Here is a 17,725-nt window from a genome sequence, read left to right as displayed (position 1 = left end):
GATAGGAATGGGCAACGAGACTTCCAACGCGCACCGGGCGGGGGTGAATTGGACGCCGCTAGCGGTGCCGTGGGCGGTCCAGACCGCCGATCGAATCCCCAAGCAGCGCTATTACGATCCGGATTTCTACGCGTTGGAAGCGGAGATGTTCTGGCCCCGGGTGTGGCAGATGGCGTGCCGGCTCGAGGAGGTCCCCAAGGCCGGCGATTTCGTCGAATACGAAATCCTCGACGAGTCCATCATCGTGGTCCGGGTGGATAACCAGACCGTGCGCGCCTACCACAACGCCTGTCGTCATCGCGGCGTGAAGCTGGTGGAGGGCAACGGAAATCGGCGCACCTTCGTGTGCCCGTTCCACGGCTGGTGCTGGGGCATCGACGGGCGCAACACGTTCGTGCTGCGACCCGAGGCGTTCACCGAAGAGAACATGGCCGCCGACGACCTGCAGCTGGTATCCGTGCGCTGTGAACTCTGGGGTGGTTGCGCGTGGATCAACCTCGACGACGACGCGCCGGCATTGCGGGACTGGATGGAGCCGTTCGCGTCCACCTACGACGCGTGGCAGGTGGACTCGCTGCGCGTGGAGTGGTGGCAATCGTGCCGGCTACCGGTGAATTGGAAGCTGGCGACCGCGGCGTTCATGGAGGGTTACCACGTTTCGCAGACCCATCCGCAGCTGCTGCCTTCTGCGCAGACCGGCGAGCCTTCTGCGGCAGTACATCCCGTCGTCGCGAGCAGCCTGTATTTCATGCGCACCCTCGGCGACGGCATGGGTGGCATGACGCATGAAAACGACATCCGCATCGCCGAGGGCCTGCAGACCATCGAGTTGCCGGCCGACCCGGCCGCGGCGATGGCGGCGTGGCGCACGGCGCTCAACGATGCCGTCGTCAACTGGCATCGCGCGCGCGGCAGCGGCATGCCCGATCTCAACGACCTGGTTCGCCGCGGAATCACCGACGCCATCGGATTCGCCTTTCCCCACCACTTCATCCTGCCCACCTACAGCAGCGCATCCTCGTATCGCATCCGCCCGCTGGGGCCCGAGGAGACGCTGTTCGAGATCTGGTCCCTCACCCGGTTTCCCGCGGACGCGTCGGCCGGCAAACCCACGCCGCCGGAACCCATGGCGCCCGATGACCCGCGCTGGCCGCCCATCCCCGCCCAGGATTTCTCCAATCTGCCACGGCAGCAGAAGGGCCTGCACTCCAAGGGGTTTGCATACATGCGGTTGTCCGACCAGATCGAAGGCCTGATCTCCAATTTCGAACGCGTCATCGACGGGTTCCTGGCCGGCCTTCCGTTCGCCACCCTGCTGCCCGCCATCCAGAAGACCAACACCACCATCGATGTGCCGATCGTCGATCTCGGCTTCGGTTCGGAGGCCCGATGACTACCCGGTGGGACCACTCCGTCGACCTAGTCATCGCCGGAAGCGGTGGGGGCGGCATGGTCGCCGGGCTGGCCGCGCTGGACTGCGGGCTGGAACCGCTGATCATCGAAAAGCAGCCGCTGGTCGGCGGTTCGACGGGGCTCTCGGGCGGCATTGTCTGGCTGCCGAACAACCCGTTGATGCGGGCGGACGGCATCGCGGATTCACACGAGGACGGCCTGGCCTATCTGGCCGACGTGGTCGGCGACATCGGGGCGCCGTCCTCATCGGAGCGACGCGAGATGTTCCTCACCGCGGGCTTCGAAATGATCAATTTCCTCACCCGCAAGGGCGTCGAACTGATCCGCTGCGCGGGCTGGAGCGACTACTACCCGAACCACAAGGGCGGCAACGCGTCCGGCCGGGCCGTCGAGGGTGTGCCGTTCGATGCCGCGAAGCTCGGCGCGTGGAGCGACAGGGTGCAGCCGCCGCTGGCCAAGAACTACGGTTATGTGGTGCTGACCAACGAGTTACGGTCGGTCCAATATTTCAACCGTGCGCCACGCGCCTTCGCCGTGGCGTCCCGGGTATTCCTGCGCACCGCGATGGCCCGGGCCCGGCGACGTCAGATCCTCACCAACGGCGCGTCGCTGATCGCCCAAATGCTCAAGGCGCTGCTGGATCTCAGCGACGCCAATCCCCCGCTGTGGACCGATGCCGCGATGGCCGACCTGGTCGTCGACGACGGACGGGTGGTCGGCGTGCGGGTCGTCCGCGACGGCGAACCGCTGAATGTCGAGGCCCGCAAGGGAGTGCTGCTGGCCGCCGGCGGGTTCGGCCACAACGCGCAGATGCGTCGCCGGTACAGCGGTAACCAGCCCAACGAGGGCAAGTGGTCGATCGCCAACGCCGGCGACACCGGCGAGGTGCTCGAGGCGGCCATGCGGCTCGGCGCCAAGACCGACCTGTTGGACGAGGCATGGTGGCTGCCTTCGGTTTTCATCGCCAACGGTGGTGCCGTTGCCGCCTCGCTGGGATCCGGGCGCCAGCGCCCCGGCGCCATCTACGTCGACTCGACCGGCCGCAGGTTCTGCAACGAGTCCAACTCCTACGTCGAGGTCGGCAAGGCGATGTACGCCAATAAGGCGGTGCCGTGCTGGATGATCTTCGACGACGGATATGTGCGCCGCTACGTCACCAGCGCCAATCCCCTGAAAACCCTCAAGCGGAACCAGCCCCTGCCCCCCGAGCTGATCGAGTCCGGTGCGGTCAAGCGCGCCGCGACCATTTCCGGCCTCGCCCACGAAATCGACCTGCCCGCCGAGGAACTGGCGCGCACGGTCCAGCGGTTCAACCATTTCGCGGCCAAGGGGCTGGATCCCGACTTCGGCCGCGGCCAGTCGGCCTACAACGACTGCCTCGGCGACCCCGGCTATCGGCCGAACGCCGCCATCGGCCCGCTCGACACCGCCCCGTACTACGCCACCAGGGTGCTTCCCGCCGACGTCGGCACGTGCGGCGGCGTAGTCACCAACGAACATGCGCAGGTCCTCGACGAACAGGATCGGGTGATCGAGGGTTTGTACGCCACCGGCAACACCACCGCGACGGTGATGGGGCGAACGTATCCGGGCGCCGGTGCGAGCATCGCCAGCTCGATGGTGTTCGGTTACGTCGCCGCGCGCCATGCCGCGGGGCGCAAGGTTGCCGGCGAGATGAGCCGTTAGGCCCCAGGGGTTTCTGCGTCGTCACGGTCGACGAATTCGCGCGGCTTCATCCCCGACCGCATCAACTCGGCCCGTCGCGCCTGCACGTCGGACGCGGCGCCGACCATGTTCGTCAAGATGTGGCTGACCTGCAGATGCACCCGCATGCCCATCAATTCCCACGCGCGCTTCACGTTGTTCTTGACCGCCATCAGCGTGGTTAACGGGATCTGGGCGATCTTGCGCGCCATCTCCTCGACGGTGTCCTCGAGCTCGTCGCGCGGGACCACTCTGTTGAGCAGACCCCACTCTAGAGCCTGCTGCGCGGACAGCGTCGGCGCCAGCAGCAGCCAGTCCATGGTGCGGTGCCAATTCATCAACAGCCACGGCTCGATCATCGTGTGCCCGCCGGGTTCGCCGAGGCTTTGGGCAAGCGGCATCTGGAAATACGCGTCCTCGGAGGCGACGCAGAAGTCGGTCAGCAGGCCCAGATAGATCCCGCCGCCCATGCAGTAACCATGGATTTGCGAGATCGTCGGCTTGGGGAATTCCCACAGATACAGCGTCGGCCACAAGAAGAGATCGGCGGTGCCTTTGTAGAGGTCCTCGAACGTGTCCCCAAAATCCGGATACGGATTTTCATCCGGGCCCCAGCGCGCGACATGGCCCCCGCAGAATCCCTTGCCGTTAGCCTTGAGAATGACGACCTTGATGTCCTTGTCCCGGTCGGCCTCGTGCAGGCAACTGTCGACCTCGGTCACCAGGACCGCATCTTTGGTGTTGGCCTTGTCCACCCGGTTCAGAATGATCCGCGCAACCGGCGGTTCGCGCTCGTAGATGACCGCTTCCAGGACGCGCCGCTCCATCCCGCAGACCTTACCGGAGACTGCCATACTCCGAATTCGCTTTGCGGTTGCGCAATGTCAGCGGTTGGAGTGAAGTGTATGGAAGCGCTGGATCAGCTGGAATGGAGCTGTGATGACGACTGCGTCGGACCGGGCGGCACAGCTGGACCTGGTGGCCCGGCTGCAATCGTCCTACCCCGAACTCCCGGACGCTCCCACACCGGATCTCATTGACCACGAACGTTTCAACGCCTATGTCAAGACCCCGCACGATGTCGGTGGCGAGCCGGACGCTCCGGTCGACTACGAGAACAAGCAGTACGAAATCTGGGAAGAGAACACCTACATCATGTGTGAGGTGCTCGGCTGGCGCGGGATCTGGCTGTCCGAGGAACGCCGCCGGATGGGCAACGTCGACCTCGGCCGCACCATCTATCTCGGCCTCCCCTATTACGGGCGGTGGTTGCTCGCCGTGGTACGCGTCCTCGTCGAAAAACACCACATCGGGTTGAGCGAGTTGGCCGAGCGCATGGCCCAGGTGAAGACACGGTATGAGGGCGGCTCGCCGGGAAAGCCGTTGCAGGCCGAGCCCAAATTCGAAGGCGATCCCGCGAACGTCAAACGCAACGAACACCACATCCACGCCGTCGGCAAAGGTGATCCGCAGATCTTCGCCGGGCAGGCCGGCGAGCCGAAGTTCCGGGTCGGCGACAAGGTCGTCGTGAGGGACCTGCCCATCCTCCTCTACACCCGCACCCAGGAGTACGTGCGGGGCGCGCAAGGTGAGATCGCCGTCGTCACATATGAAAGCCCCGCCGCCGAAGACGAGACGTGGGCGGGCCCCGATCAGAAACCCGAGTGGTTCTACATCGTTCGGTTCAACCAGTCCGAGCTCTGGCACGGCTACACCGGCCCCAGCAACGACACGCTGCAAACCGAGATACCCGAGCGATGGCTCGAGGCGGCCGGTCACTCCGAGGGGACATCAGCATGACCGGTCACGACCACGACCCCGCTCTCGACCACGACCACGACCGCACCGCCGCACCGATGGTGAACGAGATCACCGACTTCGAGGTCCTGGAGATCGCCCTTCGTGAATTGTGTATCGAGAAAGGCATTTTCACCGCGGAGGAACACCGCCGCATGACCGAGTACGCCGAACAGATCGGCCCCACCCCGGCGGCGCGCCTGGTGGCGCGGGCCTGGCTCGACCCCGACTTCAAAGATCTGGTCATCTCCGATCCCCTTGCGGCCAGCAAGGAGGTCGGGGTCGACTGGCTACAGCCCACGGGTTTCGGCACCCCCAGCGACTTCACCGCCTTTCACGTTCTGGTCGATACGCCCACCCTGCACCACGTCATCGTGTGCACCTTGTGCTCGTGCTATCCGCGTCCGATTCTGGGCAATTCGCCCGAGTGGTATCGCACCCCCAACTATCGCCGCCGCATCGTGCGCTGGCCGCGCCAGGTGCTTGCGGAGTTCGGGCTCTACCTCCCCGAGGACGTCGAGATCCGGGTGGAGGATTCCAACCAGAAACACCGATTCATGGTGATGCCGGTGCGTCCCGAAGGGACCGACGGCTGGACCGAGGACCAGCTGGTCGAAATCGTCACTCGCGATTGCCTGATCGGTGTCGCGCTCCCCAAAGCTGGGGTGACGGCGAACGTGATCACGGAAACCCGACCGGCCATCCATCCTGTCGACAGCTGAACCCCGGGACGGACAGGTGAGCAGTTCAGAACGGTCCACGATCGCGCCGTTGGCGGAAATCGTTGAACGCGACCAGGTCTGGAGCCGAATGGCGGCGAAACATGGGGTCGGCAATCCGGTGCCGCCGTGGAAAACGAGCCTTGACGGCATGTGCGATGCCCTGGACCAAAGCAGTTGTGGCACAGAAGTGCTCAGTTTCATCGACCGACGAAACGAAGAGGACTCCCTGTCCGCAACGGTCTATGCGAACCTGCCCTATCCAGAGAATCGGCTGCTGGCTTTGGCGCACTCACTCGTGGCGCGGGGCGTCATCGGCGAGGCCGAGCTGGCCGAGCGGCTGGCGGCCGTCCGCACCAGGCTGGAAACCGGCGAAGCAGACACCTGAGCATCAGGCGCAATACCCCGTTTCGACCGCCTGTTTCGCCGTTCGTAGCCGGATAGGCTAGACTGACGACAACGTTGGCCTCACCACACTGAATGCCAACACCGTCGTGGAACGCTTCCTCATCCCTTCTTGCCGGCCGAGTTCGCGCTGAGCACTGAATCCAGATGATCCGTGCATCCGCACTAGCTTGTCTCGCGGCGATCGATTTTGCCGACCGGCAATCTCGCCACCGAGTGCTGATGGCTGCGCGACGACGACGTCTGAGCCCCGGCACCACCGATGCCGGAAAGGCACCGAAAATTGACTAACGACAAGACTTTCGCCGATCTCGGCGTGCGCACCCGCCTGGTCGATGCGCTCGCCAAGCGCGGCATCACACATCCATTTCCGATTCAGGTCGAAACCCTGCCCGACACGCTCGCCGGACGCGACGTGCTCGGTCGCGGAAAGACGGGCAGCGGCAAGACGCTGGCGTTCTCGATCCCGCTGGTCACCCGCCTGTCGGACCGAAACCGGCGCCCGTTGAGGCCATCGGGCTTGGTGCTCGCGCCGACCCGTGAGTTGGCGACGCAGATCACAGCGACGCTCGAACCGTTGGCGGCGGCCTGCGGCCTGCGGATCACCACGATCTTCGGCGGCGTTTCGCAAACCCGTCAGGTGGCCGCCCTCAAATCCGGGGTCGACATCGTGGTGGCCTGCCCGGGCCGGCTCGAGGATCTGATGAAGCAGCGCTTGGTCAGCCTCGATGCCGTCGAAATCACCGTCATCGACGAAGCCGATCACATGGCCGATCTCGGCTTCCTGCCCGGCGTCACCCGGATCCTGACCGCTACCCCGAACGGCGGCCAGCGGCTGCTGTTTTCGGCGACCCTGGACAACGGCGTCGACAAGCTCGTCAAGCGGTTCCTCGAGGACGAGGTGCTGCACTCGGTCGACGGGGCCGACTCGCCGGTGGCTGAGATGACCCATCACGTGTTCCACGTTGCCAACGCCGAGACCAAGAAGGAGGTCGTGCACCGACTGGCTTCGGGCACCGGGCGCCGAATTCTGTTCATGCGCACCAAGCATCAGGCTCGCAAACTGGCCAGGCAGCTCACCGAATCGGGAGTCCCGTCGGTCGACCTGCACGGGAACCTGTCTCAGCCCGCCCGCGAGCGCAACCTCGCGATGTTCGCGTCTGGCGGCGCCCGGGTGCTGGTGGCCACCGACATCGCCGCGCGCGGCGTCCATGTCGATGAGGTCGAGCTCGTCGTGCACATCGACCCGCCGAGTGAGCACAAGTCGTATCTGCATCGGTCCGGGCGCACCGCGCGGGCCGGCAGCGCCGGTTACGTGGTCACCGTGGTGCTGCCCGAGCAGCGCCACGACACCCAGGCGCTGCTGCGCAAGGCCGGCATCAAGGTCGCTCCTCAGCATGTGACGGCCGCATCGGAGGCGGTGCAAGCGCTCGTGGGTGAGGTCGCGCCCTACCAGGCCCCCGCACCCGTCCGCGCGCCCTCACGCGCCCCTGCGCAGCACCGGACCAACTCCGGCGGGCAGCAGCGCCGCCGGCGCAGCAGCAGGTCGCCGAGGACCACTCCCACACCCACCGAATCGGCGTTGTCGCACCGCAGCGGTACACCCTCGCGACGGCCGGATCGTCGCCGCTCGAGCCGCGCGCAGGGAAGCGCCGGCTAGCCCGAGCGGTTCAGCGCCGGGCCAGCAGCCACGCCTGACCGTCGCCTTCGCCGGCGCCGATCAGATCCAGGCCGGCGAAGGCCGCGGGCAGCTCGCCGGGCGCGGCGCGGAAGGGACCGGGACTCGCCCCGACCTCGCTCAGCGCGGCGATCGCCAGCAGGCCGCGCGGCGCCAGCCGCTCGATGATCGCGCGGTCGAGGCGCGGGTCCCGGAACTTGCAGCACAGGATGACATCGACCGGGCTCCCCGCCGGCAGACCGCCGTCGAAATCGACGACGTTGAACCGACAGCGGTCGCCCACCGCGGCACGTTGGGCCAGCTCGCGCGCCTGGCCGATGGCCACCGGGGAGACGTCCAACCCCACCACCTGCAGGCCGCGTGAAGCCAGCCATACCGCGCCGGCCCCCTGCCCGCAGGCGAGGTCGAGGGCCCTGCCGGCCGTGGGAAACAGATCCGCATGGCCCGCGAAGACGCCGGGCAGCGCAACCGAACTCAACGGCGGTGGCCCCATCGCCGCGTACCGTTCGTCCCAGCGCTGCCGGTCCGCTTCGCCCATAGGCGCCACTGTAGGACCAGGACGGTACGACCAGCCGCGCCAATGACAGCCAGACTTGTTCTAGACAGTTGTCTGTAAATCGTCGCCGGGCTCGAGCCGCTCGTGCGGCTTACGGGCATCCGCGCGACAGAAGGGCCAGCAAGACGCCGAGTCGACCGCAGTTTTGGATGTTGTTGGCCGCGGGCCCCGGTTCCTACACTGGACGGGTGTCTAGAGATGCCGGCGCGGCTCGGCGGTCGGACCGTCGGCCCGGGCAGACCATTCGCAAGGTTCTCGATGCCGGGTTGGCGGAGTTGCGCCAATCGTCGTACGCGAACCTGACCATGCGCGCGGTGGCGACTCGTGCCGGGGTATCGCCGGCCAGCGCCTACACCTACTTTCCGTCGAAAAGCGCGCTGGTCGCGGCGGTGTATTTGCGCTTCCTGCGGGACCTGCCGCTACACACCGACGTCAACGACACGACGAAGACCAGGGTCAGCGCGACGCTGCGGGACATGGCCGTCGTCGTCGCCGATGAGCCGGAGCTGACCGCCGCCTGTGGCGCGGCCCTGATGGCCGACGATCCGGCGGTCGCACCCATTCGGGAACAGATCGGCGAGGAAGTGGCCAAGCGGATCGGCGCCGCGCTCGGTCCGGGATGGCCCCGAGCGGTGAAATCCACGCTGCAGATGGCCTTTTCCGGCGCGCTGATGACCGCCCGGTTCGTCAGCTTCGCCGAAATCTCCGGGCAGCTCGACGAGGCGGTCAACCTCATCCTGGGCGCCTCGGTCGCCTGAAAGCCCCAGCGCCCCAGACGAATAGCGCGGCTAACCGATGTAGGCCGGCTTTCGCGCCGGGCTGCCCGCCCGGAGGAACTCACCGAACCGCTCATCGCCCAGCTCCGGTGCGGCCTTGCCCGCGCCGAAGGCGAGTTTCCCGGACACCAGCACCGCCGTGACCGTCTCGTCGTTGCGGTTCACCATCCGCGACAGCCCGTCGTAGGACTCGACGGGGTGCTCGGCGTAGCGGTCGAGTGACTCGTCGAGCCTGTCGGGATTGATGACGACGATGTCGGCGCGGTCACCCTCACGCAGGGTGCCGGCGTCGATCTCGTACCACGCCCCGAGTTCACCGGTGAGCCGGTGCACCGCGTGTTCGATCGACATGAACGGCGTGCCCCGCTTCTCGGCGTCGCGCACGTGGCGCAGCAGCCGCAGACCGGAGTTGTAGAACGCCATGTTGCGCAGGTGCGCGCCCGCGTCCGAGAACCCCATCTGAACGTTCGGGCTCTGCGCCAGCTTTTTGAGCAGTTCCGGGCGGTGGTTGGAGACGGTGGTGCGCCAGCGCAGCTTTTCGCCGTGCTCGAGCACCAGATCGAGAAACGCGTCGACCGGATGCAGACCCCCGCGATCCAAGCCGACCTGCCCGAAGGACTTACCGACCACGGATTCGTCGGGGCACGCCGCGATCTCGGCGTCGAAGAAGTCGCGGTGCCACACCCGGGGCCCGTATTTCTGGTCGTAGTCCTTGCGGAACTGACGCCGATAGCCTTCGTCGCGCATCAGCTCGTTGCGGGCGATCTCATCCTGCAGGTGCAGGGCCGCGGCGCCGGACCCGAACTCCTCGAAGATCACCAGCGAAATCCCGTCGGCGTAGACCTCGAACGGCACCGGCAGGTGCTGCCAGCGGAAGTCCGCACCGAGCGCGTTGACCATCCGCGCCAGCCAGTCCATCAGATAGATGACCGGCGGCAGGGACTTGACGTCGGCGGCCGACAGCAGGCTGGTCTTCAACCGGCGGCGGCCCACCCCGAGCGAGGTGGCGAGCTGGGAGACGATCGACAGCGGGTTCTTGATGTCGGGCCCCGACTGCAGGATTTTGTTGCGCCGCCGCAGGATCGCGTTCAAGCGCCGGAGTTCACGCGGCTTGGCGTAGGTCGACGGCAGGGTGCGCGATCTGCAGACCTCACCGTCGAGTTTGTCGAACAGCAGTTGCTGAGAGGACAACCCGACGAAGCCTTCGTCGAGCGCCTCTTCCAGCATCGACTCCATCCGCGCAAGTTCCGACGCCGACGGGCGGGTGTCCTTGCGGGTTGCCCGGTCCAGTCCCATCGTGGCGGCGCGCATGTCGGAGTGACCGATGAACGCCGCGATGTTGGGACCCAGGTTCAGCCGCTCGAGTGCGGCCACATATTCCTTGGGGCTGTTCCACGACCGCGCCCGATTGAGCTGCTCGATGACATGACGCCGGGGGATCGCCTCGACACGGCCGAAGATGTCGCCCGCGTCGACGTTGTCCAGGTACACGGTGGACAGCGAGCAGGAGCCCAGCATCACGGTCGTCACGCCGTGCCGCAGCGACTCGGAAAGCGCCGGCTCACAAAGTGTTTCGATGTCGTAGTGGGTATGGATGTCGATGATGCCGGGAATCACCCACTGCCCCGTGGCATCGATGACCTGGGCGCCGGTCGTGTCGAGCGGCCCCTTGGCGATGGTGACGACGCGGCCGTCACGCACCCCGATGTCCCGCAACGCCGACGGCCCGCCCAACCCATCGAACCAGCGTCCGTTCGTGATCACGGTGTCGTACTGCATCGGTCGGCCTCTCTGTCGCGCCGGAGCCCCCGGATCCGCAAGTGATCATACATACTGCGCAGATCGTCTTGCCGCGCTGTCGGTGCCGACCCGGCGGTTAGCCAGCAACGATGGCGTCGCGGCAGACGCTATGATCCAGCTGTGGGGTTCACCGGCTACGGGTTTGCCGCCCGTTAATCATGCGCAGTCACGGTTGGGCGGGAAACACGCCGGCGTCCGATGCGGAGGCGATCGAGCGCATCCTCGACGCCGCCGACAAGATCATCGACGAACGCGGCTCGGCGATGCGGATCGCCGACGTGGCGCGGGCCCTGGGGGTGACCCGGCAGACCGTCTATCGGTACTTCCCCGGCACGCAAGCATTGTTGGTGGCGTCCGCGATGCGGTCGGCCGACGGTTTCCTCGATCGGATGGCGGCCCATCTCGAGGGCGTCACCGACCCGGTGCTGGCCATCACCGAGGGCATGGCCTTCGCAGTCGAAGAGCTGGCCTCGGACAACCAGGTCGAATTCGTGCTCAACCAGCGCCACCGTGGCGGCCACAAGGTTTCGATCATCTCCGATACCGCGTTGGCGTTCGGTCGTTCGATGCTCCATCGTTACGACATCGACTGGGAACAGTACGGTTTCGACGAAGCGGGCCTGGACGAGCTGAACGAATTCTCGCTGCGGGTCCTGCATTCCTTCCTGGCCGACCCCGGACGGCCGCCGCGCAGCGGTGCCGACCTCCGGCGCTATCTCACCCGCTGGATCGGGCCGGCGATCGCCTATCCCCAGATGGTCCGCGCGATGGATGCGCTCGGCGATCCGGAGCCACCGCGTAGCCGCCGGCGGTCGTCGAGGGCGTCCTGACCCGGGCGAGCGAGGTCGCGAGCGTGACCATACATTTTTGTCAGTATGTCCAGCCGGGCCGGCGCGACGCGCCGCCGATGCGGTCAGGCGGTTGATCTGTTCCCCCGGTTCGGCGATCCTCAACGTGCCGATGTTGTCCGCCAATCCAAGGAGGACTCGACGTGGTGGGTCTGGCACAGGTCGCGCTGAACAGCGCGCCCATCCTTGGCGGCGCATTGCTCGCGACTGCTGCGGGGCAATTCAGGGGTCCGGATTATCGAGACGCGATCAAACAGGACCTGGAGTTGCTCGATCGACTCCCGCCCGAGGACATGGCCCGGCGCGCCGAATTGCGGCGCACCATCGAAGATCGCATCGACGACCTCATCGACGCCGCGGATCGCACCCGTGCGCTGCGCCGGACCGCACTGTCGTACCGCGGCAACTGGCGAGACGGGGTCCTGCTGCTGTGCGCGGTGCTCTTCACGATCATCTGGTGGAACGTCAGCCACAGCAGGGACAACTGGCTGCCGATGTTCGTCGTGCTGATCCTGCTGTGCGTGGTCGCCGCCGCCTATGCGTTCCGCGGCGCGGTGCGGGCGAGCCATTCGGTGCTGCGCGGCCGGGGCGGCAAGAAGCGGCGGAGTCGCGACACCGGGGAGGTTGGCTAGCGGTCGACGGGCGAGCCGGCGCAGGTGCGGCTGGATCGTCCCGGGTGACACGGCAATTGGAGGTTTTCGTCACATCCGGGCACCACCGACCTCTCTTGGCTCCTGATGCGAAGGCCTTCGGATCACCGGGACGGCCGCACCGCGCGGGCTCGGGCAGAGCCGGCCGGTTAGTTTGCTGGCCGTCGGGTCGTCAGTCGCTCGTGCCGACGAACATGTTATAAACCTCCGGCACCGACCACGGCCCGGCCTGGTGGTGGTCGCGGTAGCCCAGCAGCCGCGGCGTCTGGCGGTCGAAGCGGCCCACGAAACCGCCTGCGGCAACCAGGATTTGACCTGTCACGTCACGCGACAAGTCACTCGCCAGGTAGGCGTAGACCGGTGCGACAAACTCGGGCGGCGCGCTGTCGAGCGATGCCCGCATCGTCATCTCGTCGAGCAGCCCACGGCGGTGCAGGTCTTCGATGTGCTTTTCGTACTCGGCACCGGTGGACAGCCGCGTCCTGGCGCCGGGGCAAACCACGTTGGCCCGCACGCCGTAGGGCTTCAGTTCGGCGGCGATGGCCATCGTAAGAGCGTTGACGGCGCCCTTACCCGCCGGATAACCGGTCCCGCCGTAGTCACCCAGGAACGCCACCGAGCTGGTGTTGATGATGGCTCCGTGCCCCTGCGCGGCCAGCACCGGAGCGGCCACCCGGCAGGTGTGGAAAGCCGTGCCCAGGTGGGCGCCGATCAGGCGGTCGAACTCGTCCGGGGAGATGGTCAGAATGGACGAACCGGGGGGTTCGGCGATCCCCGCGCAGTTGATCAGCGTGTCCAGCCGCCCGAACGCGCTAACGCATTCGTCGACGAGCGATCGGGCAACGCGCTCGTCGTCCGCGGCTCCCACCACCGCGGTGGCCCGCCCGCCCGCCGCCGTGATCGCCGCGACCGTCTCCTGCACGGCCTGTTCGTCACGCCCATTGACGACCACACCGGCGCCCAGGTTGCCCAGCAGCTCGGCGACCGCGCGTCCGATACCTCGGCTGCCGCCCGAGACCACTACGCCGCGTCCGGCCAGCGAAGCCTCGGTGCCGGTCATCGCCCGTCCCTTGCGGGGCTACCCTGTGGGCCACGGAAAGTGTTGCGCGCGAATTGCTCTCGGCGCCGGCGGTGGGCCGGGTGCTCGATCGAGGTCACGAACATTAGGCGAACAGTACCCAGCCGAATCAGAAATGAGAACCGACGCCGCGCGATGCCGGATCCGCGACCCGGACCGCATCGAGCAATCTCTACCAACCGGATGGTTGGGCAGGGTTTGAAGCCCGCGCCGCTGCGCAATCGCACCGCGGCCGGCCTTGGTGATGACGACGCCAGCGCCGTCGGCGATCGCCCCGGCCGGGCCTCCCGCACACCGGCGTGAATCAGGTCACCGACCGACGGATCGGGAAAACCAAATCGGCCGAAATGTTGTTAGCGGGCGCGACCGGCGCTCCGTCACGCCCTCGATGGATGAGGCCCCAACACCGCAGCTCGGCACCGGCCTCGCCGCACCGGGCGGATCCGGGGGCATCGAGAGCGATGGCTTGCTAAGACCCCACTGGCATGCGGCGGCAACCGGCGAGAAAAGCCCCCGACCCGCTTCGACATCGCCGCGCCGGGGGTTGCGAGGGGGCGTATAGTCTTCAGTGAAGTCCGTTATGGACGCGTCGCCGTTTAGCTAAAAGCGGTCCAGTCTGCCGCACGGCTACTGAGCTTGGTATGGCTCCGGCGAATCAGCCCCGGTCAGCCCTTCGCTCCTTCGTGCGTCGACGGAATCGGCCGTCCTGCGGATCGAGATGCAGTGGAGGCGAGAAGTGCGCGCAGCTGCGACCCGGCCCTCGCTGCATACGACTCTAGGAGTGAGTCAGCAATGCAAACTTGTTCTTGCGCAACCGTTTACACGATTCGTCGAGTGAACGTGGGGTGCGCAACCCGATGACCAATGTAATTTCTGCAACCCGTCCGGCCCCGCCGCGGCCGACCAGGAAGAACGACGATTCATACGACGATGTCGTCGAGATGTTTCTGGCACTGCAGCAACTGCCCGCCGAATCGCACGAGTACGCCCATCAACGCGAACGCATCGTGTCTCGGTGCCTGCCGCTGGCAGACCACGTGGCCAGCCACTTCGCCCGCCGGGGCGAGGGCCTGGAAGACCTGATTCAGGTCGCGCGGCTGGGGCTGATGAACGCCGTCAACCGGTTCGACCCCGCAAAGGGTCCGAGCTTCATCGGGTTCGCGGTGCCCACCATGATGGGAGAGGTCCGGCGTTACTTCCGCGACTACAGCTGGGGGATGCGCGTCCCGCGGCGGCTGCGTGAGCTGCACGTGCAGATCAGCAGGACGACCGCGGAACTATCCCAACAGCTCGGGCGCGCACCCACCGCCGGTGAACTTTCTCAGGTGCTCGAGGTACCCCGCGAGGAGATCGTTGAATGCCTCGTCGCGGGCGACGCCTATCGGCTCGACTCCCTGGATGCACCGCGGGGCGCCGACAGTTCGGGCACGCCCCGCTCGGTGGCCGACTCGGTCGGCGATATCGATCCGCAGATCGAGCACATCACCAATCGGGAGGCGCTGCGGGTTCTGGTCGCCACCCTCCCGGAGCGCGAACGCGAGGTATTGCGCATGCGGTTCTTCGAATCCATGACGCAAAGCCAGATCGCAGAGCGGATCGGGGTCTCGCAGATGCAGGTGTCCCGCATCCTGGCAAACACGCTGAGCTCCCTGCGCGATCAACTCGAATAGCCCGGCTCAACTCCCCCAGGACGCTGCGCGGCATCCCCTGCCGCGCAGCACTGTACTGTGCGATCGAAGGACAACCCGACTTTGTCGCCAGGAAGACCTGGAAGGAGTTCGATCCGATTGAGGATGTCACCAGCGGTGGTCGCGGGTGTCGCAGCGACGACGGCACTGGCGGTTTCAATAGCCGGCTGTGGCGGCAACAAGCCGCAGCCGTCGCCGTCGAAGTCGGGGTCGGCTACCTCGGCAACGTCGGCCATCAGCAGCCCAGGGCCGGCCCCGGCGTCATCGGCGCCGGCGCAGCCGAACGAGTACGCCAAGCTGCTCATCCAGCCGAGTGACATCAACGCCCCGGTCCCCTTCACCGCCGCTCCTCCGACCGCCAATCCCAATGGCCAGCCGGGCGTCGCGACCACCTTCAAGGACGACGACGGTAGTCACGCCATCACGGTCACCATCGGCGTCTACGACGACCCCGCCGCTGCCACCAACGCGTTGAACGCGGCGAAGGGTCAACAGGGTGCTGCAATCAAGGATCCGACCACGCAACCGTCGAACGTCGGCAGCGGCGGCACGATGCTGATGGGTAACACCCCGGACCGCAGCAAGGGTGTGGTGATCCTGCTCTTCACCGAGGGCAAGGCGCTTGCCACGATGGAATTCGATGGCCCGACTGACACGCTCGCCCCGCCAGACTTCGTCAACGACGTCGGCCAGAAGCAAGATGCGGCCATCAAGAAGGGGCTCGGCAGCTAAGCGCCGCGCTACCACCATCGGGGGGACGCTATGGACATCATCAACGGCATGCCGGCTCATGCCCTGCTGCTGCATTTGGTCGTGGTGCTGGTGCCGTTGACCGCCCTGCTCGACATCGTATGCGGGTTGTGGCCCGCGGCCCGGCGCGGGCAGCTGATGTGGCTCACGCTGCTCCTGGCCGCAATCACCATGGTGGTCACGCCCATCACCATCAATGCCGGCGGATGGCTCTACGGCTTGAGAACGAATCCCAGCCCGATCCTGCGCGAACACGCCGAGCGGGGCAGCCTGATGAATTACTTCTCCGCCGCGCTACTGGCGGTTGCCATCGTGCTTGTGATCCTGCGAATGATCGAACGCCGCTCCGAGAAGAGCCGCGTCGCCGCCCAGACACTCGTCGCGATCCTTGCGCTAGCGGCGGGGATCTCGTCGATGGTTCAGGTCTACCGCGTGGGCGACGCAGGCGCGCAATCGGTCTGGGGCAGCGAGATCGCGCACCTGACCAAGAATCACGCGGGCTGACGACGACGCGCGCGGCAACTAACCGTTCTTCGGCCCGGGCGGGCACCGCCGGGGTAACTGCCACGCACTAACCACGTTCCCCAACATCAGTGCTTGTGTTGCGTTACCTTTGCGGTGTCCAAGCCGGGGGCGGAAGGAAACGTCCATGAGCAAATTCTCGAGGCTTGCGGTTGGAGTGTCGCTGACGGTGGCGCTGGCCGGCGCGGCGGTCGCCGGCTGCGGCAACGGATCGAAGTCATCGCCGGCCACACCATCATCGACCGCTTCGAGTTCGGCCGGCCACACCGCGACGCCGACGTCCGCATCCGCCCAACCGTCGGACTACACCCGGTTACTCATCGCGGCCGGCGATATCAACGCACCCGAGGTTTTCACCGCCACCCCGCCGACCAACAACCCGAACGGCCAGCCCGGGGCCAGCACCACCTTCAGCAACAACGACCGCACGCACGTGATCATTGACAGCATTCAGATCCTGCCCGATCCCGTGGCCGCGCAGCGCGCGCTGGAATCGGCCAAGTCGACCCATGACGGTTACGTCCACGGGACGCCCGAGCCGATCGCCGTCGGCACCGGTGGCACCACGATCTCGGGCCCGTCGCCCGACGGCGCCAAGGGAGTGACCGTGCTGCTGTTCACCGAGGGCCGGGCCTTCGTCGAATTGGAATTCGACGGGCCCCCCAGCGCCCTGGTGCCGCCGGACTTCGTGACCGACGTGGGCCAAAAACAAGACGCCGCAGTCAAGAACGGCCTCGGCGGGTAGACGCGGATGCGACGGCCGCTCCAATCACGGGGTGGGCGTCAGAAGAAACAGCCGAAACCGGCGGCGGCCGACGCGATCCTGGGCGACCCGATAATTCGGCCAGGTCGCCAGCGCCTCGGCCCACGCTTCGTCGCGTTCCGCGCCACCGAGCAGCCGCACCGTCGTCACGAAGCGGCGGCCGCGCCGGCGCACGGTGACCCGTTGCGCCGCTTTGAGATTCGCCGACCAGGACGGGTGACACGCGCGCCCCCAGTTCGATCCGACCAGCAGCAGGCCGTCGCGGAACGGGACGCACTGCACGGTCGCGCTGCGGGCGAGCCCGGTCTTCCGGCCCGACACGGTGATCCGCACGTTGGGCAGGCCGGCCAGATCCAGCACACCGAGCCGTCCGCCCGTCAGGAACCGCAGCAGGGATTCGAGGCCTTCCACGACCTGGCGGCCGTTGAGAACCAGCCAGCGGTAGGCCGTCGGATTGCGGGCCAACCGCTGCAGCGGATTCATTCCGACGACTGTATTCCCCGGGTGCCGGATCGGGGGCGTCAGGACGATGAAATGCGGTCGACGAACCGGGGTTTCGCTGACCATCTCGTTCCGGC

18 protein-coding genes are annotated in these 17,725 nt (G+C 66.6%); 13 read left to right on the top strand and 5 right to left on the bottom strand.

What is annotated here, in order from left to right:
• Positions 1–7: 7 nt before the first annotated feature.
• A complete protein-coding gene (locus G6N50_RS05430) occupies positions 8–1,393 on the top strand; it encodes an aromatic ring-hydroxylating oxygenase subunit alpha (RefSeq protein ID WP_083099081.1) in 1,386 nt (461 codons plus the stop codon).
• A complete protein-coding gene (locus G6N50_RS05425) occupies positions 1,390–3,099 on the top strand; it encodes an FAD-binding protein (RefSeq protein ID WP_083099083.1) in 1,710 nt (569 codons plus the stop codon). The genes G6N50_RS05430 and G6N50_RS05425 overlap by 4 nt, the downstream gene beginning before the upstream one ends.
• Here the strand turns inward: G6N50_RS05425 and G6N50_RS05420 are convergent.
• Positions 3,096–3,944 carry an enoyl-CoA hydratase-related protein gene (locus G6N50_RS05420; protein WP_083099085.1) on the bottom strand — a complete coding sequence of 283 codons (849 nt, stop codon included), beginning with the start codon at positions 3,942–3,944 and terminating at the stop codon, positions 3,096–3,098. The two genes, G6N50_RS05425 and G6N50_RS05420, sit on opposite strands and share 4 nt — an antisense overlap.
• 112 nt (positions 3,945–4,056) lie before the next feature.
• Between G6N50_RS05420 and G6N50_RS05415 the strand changes: the two genes are divergently transcribed.
• The 4 genes from G6N50_RS05415 to G6N50_RS05400 all read left to right on the top strand — a co-directional run bounded on the left by G6N50_RS05415 (position 4,057) and on the right by G6N50_RS05400 (position 7,698).
• Entirely contained in the window at positions 4,057–4,917 is an 861-nt protein-coding gene (locus G6N50_RS05415; protein ID WP_083099087.1) for an SH3-like domain-containing protein, read from the top strand.
• Entirely contained in the window at positions 4,914–5,636 is a 723-nt protein-coding gene (gene scnC, locus G6N50_RS05410) for a thiocyanate hydrolase subunit gamma (protein WP_083099089.1), read from the top strand. Before G6N50_RS05415 ends, scnC begins: the two co-directional genes overlap by 4 nt.
• 88 nt (positions 5,637–5,724) lie before the next feature.
• The gene (locus G6N50_RS05405) at positions 5,725–6,021 is read left to right on the top strand and encodes a nitrile hydratase subunit beta (RefSeq protein ID WP_232069052.1); all 297 of its coding nucleotides are present in this window, start codon (positions 5,725–5,727) and stop codon (positions 6,019–6,021) included.
• Between the two features lie 300 nt (positions 6,022–6,321).
• Positions 6,322–7,698, top strand: a complete 1,377-nt coding sequence (locus G6N50_RS05400; protein WP_083099126.1) for a DEAD/DEAH box helicase — start codon at positions 6,322–6,324, stop codon at positions 7,696–7,698.
• Between the two features lie 10 nt (positions 7,699–7,708).
• Here the strand turns inward: G6N50_RS05400 and G6N50_RS05395 are convergent, their stop codons facing one another.
• Positions 7,709–8,254: a class I SAM-dependent methyltransferase gene (locus tag G6N50_RS05395; RefSeq protein WP_083099093.1), complete on the bottom strand. Its 546-nt coding sequence runs from the start codon at positions 8,252–8,254 to the stop codon at positions 7,709–7,711.
• A 167-nt stretch (positions 8,255–8,421) separates the two neighbouring features.
• On the opposite strand from G6N50_RS05395, the gene G6N50_RS05390 reads away from it, so the two are divergent.
• On the top strand, positions 8,422–9,030 hold the full coding sequence (locus G6N50_RS05390; RefSeq protein WP_083099095.1) for a TetR/AcrR family transcriptional regulator: 609 nt from the start codon (positions 8,422–8,424) through the stop codon (positions 9,028–9,030).
• 30 nt (positions 9,031–9,060) lie between these two features.
• Here G6N50_RS05390 and G6N50_RS05385 read toward each other — a convergent pair whose 3' ends face one another.
• Positions 9,061–10,827 (bottom strand): N-acyl-D-amino-acid deacylase family protein, encoded by a 1,767-nt coding sequence (locus tag G6N50_RS05385; protein ID WP_083099097.1) that lies wholly within the window; start codon positions 10,825–10,827, stop codon positions 9,061–9,063.
• A gap of 179 nt (positions 10,828–11,006) precedes the next feature.
• On the opposite strand from G6N50_RS05385, the gene G6N50_RS05380 reads away from it, so the two are divergent.
• On the top strand, positions 11,007–11,678 hold the full coding sequence (locus tag G6N50_RS05380) for a TetR/AcrR family transcriptional regulator (RefSeq protein ID WP_083099099.1): 672 nt from the start codon (positions 11,007–11,009) through the stop codon (positions 11,676–11,678).
• Positions 11,679–11,839: 161 nt separating this feature from the next.
• Positions 11,840–12,328 (top strand): hypothetical protein, encoded by a 489-nt coding sequence (locus G6N50_RS05375; protein WP_083099101.1) that lies wholly within the window; start codon positions 11,840–11,842, stop codon positions 12,326–12,328.
• Positions 12,329–12,518: 190 nt separating this feature from the next.
• Here G6N50_RS05375 and G6N50_RS05370 read toward each other — a convergent pair whose 3' ends face one another.
• Complete coding sequence (locus tag G6N50_RS05370; protein ID WP_083099103.1) at positions 12,519–13,406, bottom strand: SDR family NAD(P)-dependent oxidoreductase; 888 nt, start codon at positions 13,404–13,406, stop codon at positions 12,519–12,521.
• A gap of 875 nt (positions 13,407–14,281) precedes the next feature.
• On the opposite strand from G6N50_RS05370, the gene G6N50_RS05365 reads away from it, so the two are divergent.
• The 4 genes from G6N50_RS05365 to G6N50_RS05350 all read left to right on the top strand — a co-directional run bounded on the left by G6N50_RS05365 (position 14,282) and on the right by G6N50_RS05350 (position 17,129).
• Positions 14,282–15,094, top strand: coding sequence for a SigB/SigF/SigG family RNA polymerase sigma factor (locus G6N50_RS05365; protein ID WP_083099128.1), 813 nt, complete (start codon positions 14,282–14,284; stop codon positions 15,092–15,094).
• 135 nt (positions 15,095–15,229) lie between these two features.
• Positions 15,230–15,844, top strand: a complete 615-nt coding sequence (locus G6N50_RS05360) for a hypothetical protein (RefSeq protein WP_179970137.1) — start codon at positions 15,230–15,232, stop codon at positions 15,842–15,844.
• A 30-nt stretch (positions 15,845–15,874) separates the two neighbouring features.
• Complete coding sequence (locus G6N50_RS05355) at positions 15,875–16,366, top strand: DUF2231 domain-containing protein (protein ID WP_083099107.1); 492 nt, start codon at positions 15,875–15,877, stop codon at positions 16,364–16,366.
• 145 nt (positions 16,367–16,511) lie between these two features.
• Positions 16,512–17,129: a hypothetical protein gene (locus G6N50_RS05350; RefSeq protein ID WP_083099110.1), complete on the top strand. Its 618-nt coding sequence runs from the start codon at positions 16,512–16,514 to the stop codon at positions 17,127–17,129.
• A 24-nt stretch (positions 17,130–17,153) separates the two neighbouring features.
• Here G6N50_RS05350 and G6N50_RS05345 read toward each other — a convergent pair whose 3' ends face one another.
• Positions 17,154–17,630 carry a nitroreductase family deazaflavin-dependent oxidoreductase gene (locus tag G6N50_RS05345; protein WP_083099112.1) on the bottom strand — a complete coding sequence of 159 codons (477 nt, stop codon included), beginning with the start codon at positions 17,628–17,630 and terminating at the stop codon, positions 17,154–17,156.
• Positions 17,631–17,725 lie beyond the last annotated feature (95 nt).

The organism is Mycobacterium mantenii (assembly GCF_010731775.1).
Taxonomy (GTDB): Bacteria; Actinomycetota; Actinomycetes; order Mycobacteriales; family Mycobacteriaceae; genus Mycobacterium; species Mycobacterium mantenii.
The sequence above is the reverse complement of the archived record's forward strand: the minus strand, read 5'-3'. Positions and strand labels throughout refer to the sequence as shown.